Source organism: Cellulosimicrobium sp. RS, assembly GCF_046159675.1.
Classification (GTDB): domain Bacteria; phylum Actinomycetota; class Actinomycetes; order Actinomycetales; family Cellulomonadaceae; genus Cellulosimicrobium; species Cellulosimicrobium funkei.
Genome location: NZ_JBJXVU010000002.1, coordinates 334403 through 345816, shown reverse-complemented (window position 1 = coordinate 345816; position 11414 = coordinate 334403). Strand labels below are relative to the sequence as shown.

Below are 11414 nucleotides of genomic sequence, written 5' to 3'. Positions count from 1 at the left end.
GTCGGGGAGGATACGCACGTGACGACCGACCCGACCGACGCCCGCGCGGCCGACCGTGCGCCGTCGGCCACCGCGCCGACCCCGCCCGCGACCCCGGACCCCGAGGGTTCCGAGCGTCCGCGCGGCGTCGCGGCCGCCGCGGACGCCGGGGTCGCCTCCGCGGTGCAGGCGGCCGAGCACGCGCGCGCGCAGTTCACCGAGATCGTCCGCACCCCCGAGATCACGCGCCGCCTCGCGCTCCTGTGGGACCCGCCGGCCCCCGCGACGCGCGGCCGCAAGCCGCGCCTCACGCTCGACGACGTCGTGCGGGCGGGGATCGCCGTCGCGCAGGAGGGCGGGCTCGACGCGCTGTCCATGCGCCGCGTCGCGACCGAGCTCGGCGTCGGGGCGATGTCGCTCTACACCTACGTGCCCGGCCGCACCGAGCTCGTCGACCTCATGATCGACCGCGCGTACGCCGAGCTCGACCTGCCCGCTGCGGGAGCCCCGTGGCGTCCCGCGCTCGCGCAGTACGCGCACGAGCTGTGGAACCTCTACCTGCGCCACCCGTGGATCCTCCAGACCAACATGTGGCGCGCCCCGCTCGCGCCGCACGTGCTCGACGCCCAGGAGGCCGGGCTGCGGACCATCGTCGACACGGGCCTCTCCGAGCTGCAGGTCGTCGACACCCTCGGCCTCGTCGACAACTACGTCCAGGGCCTCGCGCGCGCCACGATCGCCGAACGGACCGAGCGCGACGCGACCGGCGTGGGCAACGACGAGTACTGGACGACGCTCGGCAGCTTCTGGGAGGACTGGTTCGACGTCGAGCGCTACCCCGTCATGACGCGCGTCTACGTCGCGGGCGGCTTCGACGCGCCGCAGGGGCCCTTCGACGCGAGCCTCGACCGTCTGCTCGACGCCGTCGAGCTGGCCATCGACAGCGCGAGCGCCGACCGGTCCGACGACCCCGCCGCCGCGCCGGAGGACCCCGACCCCGCGGGCTAGGGAGGTCGTGCCGAAGGTCCCGCGGCACGACGTCCGTCCCGGCTGACGTGCGGGCGCCACCCCTGGCAGGATCGACCCATGGATCCCCGCGCCGGCACGCCCGCCCAGCCCAGCGACCTCATCGACGTCGACGCCGTGGTCGGCGCCTACTACGACCTCGCGCCCGACGTCGACGACCCGGCCCAGAAGGTCGTGTTCGGCACGTCGGGCCACCGGGGGTCGAGCCTGGACCACGCGTTCAACGAGGCGCACATCATCGCGATCACGGCCGCGATCGTCGAGTACCGGCGCTCGCAGGGCACCGACGGGCCGCTGTTCATCGGGCGCGACACGCACGCGCTGTCGCTCCCGGCGTGGCAGACCGCGCTCGAGGTCCTCGTCGCGGCGGGCGTCCAGACGTACGTCGACGCGCGCGACTCGTTCACCCCGACCCCCGCCGTCTCGCAGTCGATCCTCCTGCACAACGAGGCGACGACGGTCGACGGCGTCCGCACCACCGGCCCCGGCCTCGCGGACGGGATCGTCGTCACGCCGTCGCACAACCCCCCGCGCGACGGCGGCTTCAAGTACAACCCGCCGCACGGTGGCCCCGCCGGGTCCGAGGCGACCGGCTGGATCGCGGACCGCGCGAACGAGATCCTGCGCACCGGCGTCGGCAGCGTGCCGCGCGTGCCGCTGACCCAGGCGCTCACGTCCGAGCACGTGCACAAGCACGACTTCCTCACCACGTACGTCGACGACCTGGCGAACGTCCTCGACCTCGACGCGATCCGCGACTCCGGCGTGCGGATCGGCGCCGACCCGCTGGGTGGCGCGTCGGTCGAGTACTGGGGCGAGATCGGCGAGCGGTACGGGCTCGACCTCACGGTCGTCAACCCGCAGGTCGACCCCCGCTGGGCGTTCATGACCCTCGACTGGGACGGCAAGATCCGCATGGACTGCTCCTCGCCGTACGCGATGGCGTCCCTCGTCGCGGGCATGACCGGGGAGTCCGGGAACGTCGAGGGCGGCGCGCCGTTCGACGTCGCCACCGGGAACGACGCCGACTCCGACCGCCACGGGATCGTCACGCCCGACGCCGGGCTCATGAACCCCAACCACTACCTCGCCGTCGCGATCCAGTACCTCTACGGCGGCGCGCGCGAGGGCTGGCGCGACGACGCCGCGATCGGCAAGACGCTCGTGTCGTCCGCGCTCATCGACCGCGTCGCGGGCGGGCTCGGCCGTCGGCTCGTCGAGGTCCCCGTCGGGTTCAAGTGGTTCGTGCCCGGCCTGCTCGACGGCTCGGTCGGGTTCGGCGGCGAGGAGTCCGCCGGGGCGTCGTTCCTGCGCAAGGACGGCCGCGTCTGGTCCACGGACAAGGACGGCCTGCTCCTCGCGCTGCTCGCGTCGGAGATCATCGCGACGACGGGCCGCACGCCGTCCGAGCACCACCGCGACCTCGTCGAGCGTTACGGCGAGTCCTGGTACGCGCGCGTCGACGCGCCCGCGACGCTCGAGGAGAAGGCGACGCTCGGCAAGCTCTCGCCCGAGCAGGTCACCGCGACCGAGCTCGCCGGCGAGCCGATCACCGCGAAGCTCACGAACGCCCCCGGGAACGACGCCCCGATCGGCGGGCTCAAGGTGACGACCGAGAACGCGTGGTTCGCGGCCCGGCCGTCGGGCACGGAGAACGTCTACAAGATCTACGCCGAGTCGTTCGTCTCCGCGGAGCACCTGACCCAGGTCCAGGCCGAGGCGAAGGACGTCGTCTCCGCCGCGCTGTCTGGCCGCTAAGACGCGAACTTCACCCTCCACAACGCTCGTGCTTCAACTATCCTCTGGGGAACACGATTCTCGGACGCTTGGGGCCGTTGTGAGTGCAAATGATGCGGTATTGCTCGAAGACATGATCAGCCGCGATCGAGCGACTTCTCCAACTTCACTTACCCATGCCGAGCACGAAGCGCGGTTTCTCGCGAAGCACTATCTAAAGCACTACCAGCCCACACCCGATGACCTCGCGTCAGGAATCGTCGACGGCTCCCTCGATGCCGGCATCGATGGCATGTACCTCTTTGTTAACGGGTATTGCATTCGCGACGACTCGCCACTAGCAGGCATCGGAAAGAACGCGCAACTCGACCTATTTATCGTTCAGGTAAAGAACACCAAGGGGTTTCGCGAGGACGCACTCGACAAGCTCTGCGTAAATTTGCCGCGCCTGTTCGACTTCAACCGGGATGAGGCAGCTCTCTCAAAGACCGTGAATGCTGGCGTAATTGAAATTTCCCGTCGGTTCCTCCGCGCGTACCGCAATCTTGAGATGCCGTCGCTGCGGATATTTATAGCATACGCTTCACTGCGCGCAACCGAATTGCACCCCAATACCGGGGAAAAAGGCGAGGTGCTACGGAGCACGATTGCGGGGTGCTTTGCGGGCGCCGACGTCTCCATGGAGTTTCTCGATGCCGCTCGCATCACGGACCTGGTGCGCGAGAAGCCCGCGACAAGCCGGAAGCTCGCTCTCGCCGAGAATCCGATTTCTACCGACAAAGCTGGCGGCTACATCGCCGTCGTGAAACTGGACGAGTACGAACGGTTCATAACCGGAGAGAGTGGCGAACTCGATGCGGGTCTCTTTGACGCCAACGTTCGCGACTACGAGGGCGAGACGGCCGTTAACCGGAGCATCCAAGGGACTCTTGAATCCGAGGATGTAGGGGTTGACTTCTGGTGGCTCAACAACGGTGTCACGATAGTCGCGACTCGGGTACAACCAGCGAACAAGCTGCTTGAGCTTGAATCTCCACAGATTGTAAACGGCCTTCAAACTTCAAACGAAATCTACAAGAGATCGCGCTCAGGACGTGACTCTTCGGACGATCGCAGCGTGCTAATTAAGGTCATTCAGGCGCAAGATTCCGAGGTTCGGGATAGGATTATTCGCGCAACAAACAGCCAGACTTCTCTAGGTCCGAGTGCGCTGCGGGCGACGGATCGCGTCCAGCGCGAGATTGAGGAGCATCTTTCGACTCTCGGCCTCTACTACGAGCGAAGGCGCAGGCAGCACACGAACAATGGAATACCAGAGGCCAAGATTGTAACGATCGATCAGATGGGCTGCGCGCTTCTTTCGGCATTGGGGCAGATTCCCCATATTGCTCGGGGGGAGCTTTCTCGGATCTTCGAGACGGACGTCTACGATTTGCTATTTTCACCTGAGCACCCCATTCTCGCCTACTCTTCTTGTATTAGCCTGTATCGCGCAAATGTAACCTTCTTGGTCGAAGACCCCTCCACTCGTCCGCATCGGCAGGACTTTGAGAACCACCTCACGATGCTCACAGCCATGGCACTAACGCGTCGCGAGAGGCCGAGCGCTGCAGATCTAGCAGCCATCCCACCCGAAGGTCCGCCAATCGGGCTGCAAGAGGAACTCTTGACCCTAATTCGGGACGAGTATGCGCGGCATACTCGCGTGACCGGCGAGCTACTATTTGACCAGATCGCGAAAGATAGCCGCGTAACCAACAAACTTGTCGAGCGCGGGCGAGCATTTGTCCGACAAGCTCCTCGGCACTAGGGCCTGGGTTGAATTTGTCGTAGCTCCCACGTGTCCGTCGCGACGCGCTGGGCGTCGCGGAGCGCGCGGGCCGGGTCGACGCCCTTGGGGCAGACCTGCGTGCACGCACCGATCTGGATGCACGGCCAGGCGCCGAACTCGGTGTCGAGGACGTCGGCGCGGTCGAGCTCGCCCGCGTCGCGCGAGTCCTCGTCCCAGCGGCGCGCCGTCGCGACGACGGCCGGGCCGAGGAAGTCGGGCGCGACGTCGAGCTGCGGGCACGCCGCGTAGCAGAGCATGCAGTCGATGCACTCGGCGAAGCCCTTGAACGCGGCGAGCTCGCCCGGCGTCTGCCGGTGGCCCGACGCCGGCCCGACCGCCCGCAGCACGTCGTCGCCGGCCGGCGTCCGCGAGCCGTCGACGTCCTCGCCCACCTCGACCCCGGCGCCGGCCCCCGCCCCGGCTCCGGCTTCGGCCCCGAGTCCGGCCGAGGGCGGGTCGACGAGCGGGAGGCGCGTGGCGCCGTCGGGCACGAGCCAGGGCTGCACGGTGGCGAGCTTGCCGAGGAACGTGTCCGTGTCCACGACGAGGTCGCGCAGCACCTCGGCGTGCGCGAGCGGCTCGACGACGAGGCCGGACGTGCGGTAGCCGCGCATGAACGTCTCGCACCCGAGCACCGGGCGGCCGTTGACCATGACGCCGCAGCTCCCGCAGACCGCCATCTTGCACGACCACCGGAACGTCAGCGTGGGGTCGGCGTGGTCCTTGACCCACTGGAGCGCGTCGAGCACGGACGTGCGGTCGTCGTAGGGCACGTCGAACACGTCCCGCCTGCCGGTGCCCGCGCCGTCGGGCGACGTGCGCGCGACCTCCAGCCGCACCGTCTGCTCGCTCACGCGCCCTCTCCCTCCTTCGCCGAGAACGACGTCGTCGTCGTCTCCGGGCCCTTCCCGACAGCAACCCCGTGCTCGGCGGGGGTCCCGGCGCCCACCGGGACGTGCGCCACCTCGATGGTGCCGCCCACGCCGAGGCGGACCTCGGAGTGGCACGCCACCGCGTCCGGCGCCGGGAAGTCCAGCCGCTGGTGGGCGCCGCGCGACTCCTCCCGCGCGAGCGCGGCGGCGACGGTCGCGTGCGCGACGAGCAGCGTCGCGCCGAGCTCGACGGTCGTCGCCCAGTCGGTGTTGAGCACTGCGCTCGTGTCGGCGACGCGCACGTCGTCGTACCGGGCACGCAGGTCCTCGACGGCCGCGAGCGCCCGCCGCAGGCCGTCGGCGTCGCGGTAGATCCCGGCGTCGGCGTCGAGCAAGCGCCCGAGCTCGGCCCGGATCGCGGCGGGCGGCTCGGTCCCCCGGCCGCGCATCGCGAGGTAGCCGTCGGCGATCTCGGCAGCCCGGTCCACGACCGCGGGACCCGTCCGGACGGCCGGGGGCCCGCCGTCGGCCCCGGGCGGGCCCATCTCCCGCGACCACGCGAGCGCCGCCTCGCCCGCCGCGCGCCCGACGACGAGCGTCTCCACCAGCGAGTTGGACCCGAGCCGGTTGGCGCCGTGCAGGCCGGTGGAGGCGCACTCCCCCGCGGCGAACAGCCCGGCGACGCCGGTCGTGCCGCGCGCGTCGGTGCGGATGCCGCCCATCGTGTAGTGCGCCGTCGGGCGGACGGGGACGGGCTCGGCCGCCGGGTCGACGCCCGCGAACTGCTTGGCCAGGCCGGTCACGAGCGGCAGCCGCTCGGCGAGCCGCTCCTTGCCGAGGTGCCGCAGGTCGAGCAGGACGACGCCGCCGTCGGGAGTCGGGATCGTGCGGCCGTCGCGGTCGGCGTGCCAGAACGCCTGCGACAGGCGGTCGCGAGGCCCGAGCTCCATGGTGCGCGGCACGGGCGCCCCGACGGGCGACTCGGGGCCGAGGCCGTAGTCGGCGAGGTAGCGGCGGCCGTCGGCGTCGAGCAGCACCCCGCCCTCGCCGCGCGCGGCCTCGGTGAGGAGGATGCCGCTGCCCGGGAGGCCGGTCGGGTGGAACTGGAGGAACTCCAGGTCGCGCAGCGGCACGTCCGCCCGCAGCGCCATCGCGGTGCCGTCGCCCGTGCAGATGCCCGCGTTCGTGCTGGTCCCCCACGCGCGCGCCGAGCCACCCGTCGCGAGGACCACGGCGGGCGCCTCCAGGAGCAGCGGCTCGCCGCGGTGCTGGTCGTGCACGACGACGCCGCGCACCCGCGCGTCCGGCCCGCCCGGGTCGTCGACCAGGAGGTCGAGCACGTGGTGCTCGTCGTACCGGCGGACGGGACCGTCGGGGCCGGAGTGCCGCAGCGACGTCTGGAACAGGGTGTGCAGGAGGTGGAAGCCGGTCTTGTCGGCGGCGAACCAGGTGCGCGCGCGGCTCATACCACCGAACCGACGGACGGCCACGTCGCCGGCGTCGGTGCGCGACCACGGCAGCCCCCACCGCTCGAGCCGGTAGAGCTCGCCGGCCGCGCGCTCCACGACGAATCGGACGGCGTCCTCCTCGCACAGCCCGGCGCCGCCCGCGAGGGTGTCGGCGACGTGCTGCTCGAGCGAGTCGTCGTCCCCCACGACGCCCGCCGCGCCGCCCTCGGCGGCGACCGTGTGCGAGCGCATCGGGTACACCTTCGACACGAGCGCGACCACGGGGGCGCGACCGTCGTCACGGGCTGCCGCCTCGGCGACGGCGAGCGCCGCGCTCAGCCCGGCGGCGCCGCCCCCGACCACGACCACGTCGGCGCGCTCGACGCGCAGCGCGGTCACCGGCGTCCTCGGGGCGTGCGGGAGGGGCCGGCCGGTCCGGGGCGTGCAGGGCGGAGCGGGGGGAGAGCGTGCCGAGGCATAGGGGAAGGGTCCCCGCGCCGCCGGGGCAGCGCAACAGGCGAAGGTCCCGGTCCGGGGCCCCATGGGCACCGCTCCCCATCGAGCCCGCGACCCGTCTGTGGGTAAGGTCCGTGCGGAACCCCTCCCCGAACCACCGGAGCACTCATGCGTCCCGCCCGTACCGCCGCCCGCCTGACCGTCGCCGCCGCGCTCGCGCTCGGCCTCACCGCGTGCACCGTCGCGGTCGACGGCGGGGACGCCCCGAAGACGTCGGCCCCCGAGGAGACGACGACGGAGGAGTCCGCCCCCGCCGAGGACGCCGAGGAGACCGACGACGCGGCGGCGGAGACCGGCTCGGACGGCGAGCTCCCCGACTGGGCCAACCCCGTCGCGACGCCGGGCGAGCAGATCTCGACGTTCAACGTCGGCGACGTGCGCGTCGACGTCTACCAGGTGGGCGTCACCCAGGCCTCGAAGGACGGCCTGTTCGTCGACCCCGACACCAACCAGCCGCTCATCGCCGCGGGCGACGACATCGTCTTCATCAACTACGTCATCACGAACGAGGGCGACCCGATCGACCTCGGCTCGAGCCTCGTGAGCATCGACGAGCGCTACGACGACTGGCCGTACATGCAGGGCATGGACACGATCGTCGACGACGCGCTGTACGAGGCGCAGGGCGTGCACGACGACGCGATGCACAACCAGGCGTACCGCGAGCCGTCGGTGTACCCGTTCGCGACGGGCCAGTCGTACTCGTACGCCACGAACTTCCGCTACCAGCCCGGCTCGCCGATCACGTTCGACGCCGTGATCACGCCCGTGGACGCGGAGGGCGAGCTCCTGCACGACGAGCGCATCGAGGGCGAGGGCACCGGCACGATCTCCTGACGCCGCCCGCGCCTGCCGCGAGAGCCCCGGTCCCGACGGACCGGGGCTCTCGCGTGCTCAGCGCCGGGTCAGGTCCTCGTACTCCGGGTGCCGCTCGACGTACGCGCGGATGAAGGGGCACAGCGCGACGACGCGCTCGCCCGACTCCCGCACGCTGTCGAGCGCGCCCGCGGCGAGCGCGGACCCGACGCCGCGCCCCTCGAACGCGGGGTCGACCTCGGTGTGCGTGAAGATCACCGCGCCCGGCTCCCGCACGTAGGCGGCGAAGCCGGCGACGACGCCGTCGTCGGTGCGGGCCTCGAAGCGGTCGCCCTCGTCGGTGACGGTGACGGTGGGCGTGCGGGGTGCGGGGCTGTCGGTCATGCCGCCATCGTCGTCGGCCCGGCGCCCCCGGACAACCGCGGCGCCACGCCTGAGACGGCGGTCACGTCGGGCGTGGCGACGCGAATTCGCTACCGGCCGGACGGCTTCCGGGTGCGACACTGGGACGGTGGTCCAGGATTCCCCGTCGCGCGCTGACGACCCCGAGAACCCCGAGCACCGGCGGGACGACCTGACGACCGAGGGGACGACGTCGGGCACCGCGCCCGAGGCCCCCGTCCGGGCCTCCCGCAACCCCTACCGCGCCGTGCTCACGCTGCCCGGCGCGTGGCGGTTCTCCGCCGCGGCGCTCGTCGCGCGCCTGCCGATGTCGATGGTCGGCATCGGCACGATCCTCATGATCCAGGGCATCTACGGCGAGTACGCGCTCGCGGGACGCGTCGCGGCCGCGCTCGTCGTGGCGCAGGCGGTCGTGTCGCCGCAGATCGCGCGCCTCGTGGACCGCACGGGGCAGCGCGTCGTCATGCTGCCGCTGCTCGCCGCCGCGACGCTCGGGCTCGGCGGGCTCATCCTGTGCGCCGTGCTCCGCGCGCCCGAGTGGACGCTCTACGTGTTCGCCGCCGTCTCCGGCGCGACGCAGGGGTCGTACGGCTCGATGGTCCGCGCGCGCTGGACGCACGTCGTGCCCGACGCGCGGCGCCTGCACACCGCGTACTCGCTCGAGTCCGCGCTCGACGAGCTCGTGTTCGTCGTCGGGCCCGTGCTCGCGACCGTGCTCGCGACGAGCGTGTCGCCGTCGGCCGGTCTGGTCGTCCCCCTGGTCGCGGCCGTCGTGGGCGGGCTGTGGTTCCTGTCCCAGCGCGCGACCGAGCCGCCCGTCGTCGTGCCCGAGGCCGGGGTCAAGCAGCGCTCGGCCATGCGGTCGACGGGGATGGTCGTGCTCGCCGTGATCTTCGTGGCGATGGGCATCGTGTTCGGCGCGACCGACGTCTCGACCATCGCGTTCGCCGAGGAGGAGGGCCAGAAGGGCGCCGCCGGCGTCATCCTCGCCGTGTTCGCCCTGGGGTCGCTCATCTCCGGCCTCGTCTACGGCGCCCGCCACTGGGTGTCGCCGCTGTGGCGCCGGTTCGTCATCGGGATCGTCGCGCTCGCCGCGGGCGTCTCGCTGTTCTTCTTCGTCACGTCGATCCCCGTCCTCGCGGCGGTCATGTTCGTCACCGGGTTCGCCATCGCGCCGACGCTCATCAACGGCAACAACCTCGTGCAGAACCTCGTGGCCCCGACCCAGCTCACCGAGGGCCTCGCATGGGTCGGGACGTCGCTCGGCGTCGGGGTGTCGATCGGGTCGTCCGTCGCCGGGTCCCGCATCGACGCGGGCGGCGCGCACGCCGGGTTCGAGGTCGTCGTCGCGGCGGCCGCGCTCGCCGTCGTGCTGGTGCTCGTGGCCCTGCGGTCGCTGCGGCGCAGCGCCGACCGTGAGGACGTCACGGACGGCACGGCCGCCCACTGACGCGGGGCACGCCGCGCGACGGTCGACGTCGAGCCGCCCGAGGACGACGGACGGGACGCCTCGGGGTCAGATGATGCCGAGGTAGCTCTGCACGGCCCGCTCGAGCGCGTCCAGGTCGTCTCGAAGAAGGAAGTCGACCGGCTCCCCGACGACGTAGTCGGTGTCGATCACACGGAGCTGGTCGACCAGGAGCACGGTCTCCTGGCCGGCGATCTCGAGGACGGGCCGGAAGATCGCACGCTGCGCGCTCGTCGAGGTCGGCACGATCGTCGCGACGGACCACGGCATGTTCGTCGGGGACAGAACCACCCCGTGCCGCCGACCGCCCTGCTCGTGGCCCCGGGGGTCACCGAGGTCGACGCGGTAGACGGCGCCGCGGATCACCAGGCGTCCGGCTCGTCGTCGAGGTTCTCGTGGGCGAGACTCTCCGCATCGACGCGGGCCTGGTCGACCCACTTCTCGTGCGCGACCAGGTGCAGGCCTCGACGGACGGCATCGCTGGCGGTGACGCCTTCGTCGCGGAGGCGGTCGAGGATCCGGCGCTCCTCGGGGGTGGGTCGGAACGTGACGGAGTCGCGCTTCGTCGAGGCGCCCTCGCCCTTCTCGCCCCGCGGGGTCCCCCCGGCAGGCACGTTCTTCCCGCCCCGCGAGGTCGAGCCTCGGCGGGTCGTTCTCTCGTGCGTGGTGCTGCGGGTTGTCGTCGCCATGGTCACGACACTACGCCGCGTGTCCCACATTTGTCAGACACGACCCGGCGCGGCTGACGCCGCGCCCGAGAGGTGGGCCCGCTCGCCCTCCTGGTCGAAGATCGTGAGGATCTCGACCGGGCCGTCGTGCGCGCCGAACGAGTGCGGCACCATCGTCGAGAACTCCGCCGCCTGGCCCTCGTGGACGAGGATCCGGCGGTCCGCGAGGTAGACGACGGCCGTCCCCGACAGCACGGTGAACCACTCGTGCCCCGGGTGGACGCGCTGGTGCTCCGGCCCGACGGCGCGCTCGGGCGTGAGGCGCATCTTCGCGACCATCGTCCCGGTCCGCTCGCGCGACAGCAGCCACGTGGTCTCCCCCGGGCGGCGCTGCGGCTCGGGCCGGATCACGACGTCCTCGTCGTCGACGGGCTCGACGAGCTGGTCGAGGGTCGTGCCGAGCGCGCGGGCGATCGGCACGAGCTGGTCGAGCGCGATGCGCCGGTGCCCGGTCTCGATGCGGCTGAGCGTGGACGGGCTGAGGAAGCAGCGCGCGGCGAGCGCGTCGAGCGTCCATCCGCGCGCGAGCCGCAGCCCGCGGATGCGTTGCCGCACGACGGCGTCGAGATCCGGTTCTTGCGTCATGAGCAA

General features: G+C 71.6%; 11 protein-coding genes. 5 read left to right on the top strand and 6 right to left on the bottom strand.

All coding sequences use genetic code 11. The annotated features are described in order from the left end of the window. Positions 1–18 precede the first annotated feature (18 nt). The 3 genes from ACI769_RS04730 to ACI769_RS04720 all read left to right on the top strand — a co-directional run bounded on the left by ACI769_RS04730 (position 19) and on the right by ACI769_RS04720 (position 4552). On the top strand, positions 19–987 hold the full coding sequence (locus ACI769_RS04730) for a TetR/AcrR family transcriptional regulator (protein WP_051027800.1): 969 nt from the start codon (positions 19–21) through the stop codon (positions 985–987). A gap of 78 nt (positions 988–1065) precedes the next feature. Beyond that, on the top strand, positions 1066–2763 hold the full coding sequence (gene pgm / locus ACI769_RS04725) for a phosphoglucomutase (alpha-D-glucose-1,6-bisphosphate-dependent) (RefSeq protein ID WP_085386710.1): 1698 nt from the start codon (positions 1066–1068) through the stop codon (positions 2761–2763). Between the two features lie 100 nt (positions 2764–2863). Further along, a complete protein-coding gene (locus ACI769_RS04720) occupies positions 2864–4552 on the top strand; it encodes an AIPR family protein (protein WP_157446514.1) in 1689 nt (562 codons plus the stop codon). On the opposite strand, the gene ACI769_RS04715 is transcribed toward ACI769_RS04720, so the two are convergent. Together ACI769_RS04715 and ACI769_RS04710 are read right to left on the bottom strand one after the other, a co-directional pair. Further along, entirely contained in the window at positions 4549–5427 is an 879-nt protein-coding gene (locus tag ACI769_RS04715; RefSeq protein WP_198163115.1) for a succinate dehydrogenase/fumarate reductase iron-sulfur subunit, read from the bottom strand. The genes ACI769_RS04720 and ACI769_RS04715 overlap by 4 nt on opposite strands. Further along, the gene (locus ACI769_RS04710; RefSeq protein ID WP_198163116.1) at positions 5424–7292 is read right to left on the bottom strand and encodes an FAD-binding protein; all 1869 of its coding nucleotides are present in this window, start codon (positions 7290–7292) and stop codon (positions 5424–5426) included. The genes ACI769_RS04715 and ACI769_RS04710 overlap by 4 nt, the downstream gene beginning before the upstream one ends. A 225-nt stretch (positions 7293–7517) precedes the next feature. Here ACI769_RS04710 and ACI769_RS04705 point away from each other — a divergent pair, with 225 nt between their 5' ends. Further along, complete coding sequence (locus tag ACI769_RS04705) at positions 7518–8246, top strand: hypothetical protein (RefSeq protein WP_061266991.1); 729 nt, start codon at positions 7518–7520, stop codon at positions 8244–8246. 57 nt (positions 8247–8303) lie between these two features. On the opposite strand, the gene ACI769_RS04700 is transcribed toward ACI769_RS04705, so the two are convergent. Continuing rightward, complete coding sequence (locus ACI769_RS04700; RefSeq protein WP_061266992.1) at positions 8304–8609, bottom strand: GNAT family N-acetyltransferase; 306 nt, start codon at positions 8607–8609, stop codon at positions 8304–8306. Positions 8610–8736: 127 nt separating this feature from the next. Between ACI769_RS04700 and ACI769_RS04695 the strand changes: the two genes are divergently transcribed. After that, complete coding sequence (locus ACI769_RS04695) at positions 8737–10077, top strand: MFS transporter (protein WP_369824926.1); 1341 nt, start codon at positions 8737–8739, stop codon at positions 10075–10077. Positions 10078–10143: 66 nt separating this feature from the next. Here the strand turns inward: ACI769_RS04695 and ACI769_RS04690 are convergent, their stop codons facing one another. Genes ACI769_RS04690 through ACI769_RS04680 form a run of 3 tightly spaced genes read right to left on the bottom strand, consistent with a single transcriptional unit; the run spans position 10144 to position 11408 of the window. Further along, on the bottom strand, positions 10144–10461 hold the full coding sequence (locus tag ACI769_RS04690; protein ID WP_157446516.1) for a type II toxin-antitoxin system PemK/MazF family toxin: 318 nt from the start codon (positions 10459–10461) through the stop codon (positions 10144–10146). Continuing rightward, positions 10458–10784: a hypothetical protein gene (locus ACI769_RS04685; protein ID WP_232322640.1), complete on the bottom strand. Its 327-nt coding sequence runs from the start codon at positions 10782–10784 to the stop codon at positions 10458–10460. The genes ACI769_RS04690 and ACI769_RS04685 overlap by 4 nt, the downstream gene beginning before the upstream one ends. Before the next feature lie 33 nt (positions 10785–10817). Further along, positions 10818–11408, bottom strand: a complete 591-nt coding sequence (locus ACI769_RS04680) for a helix-turn-helix domain-containing protein (RefSeq protein ID WP_034655013.1) — start codon at positions 11406–11408, stop codon at positions 10818–10820. Between the last annotated feature and the right edge of the window lie 6 nt (positions 11409–11414).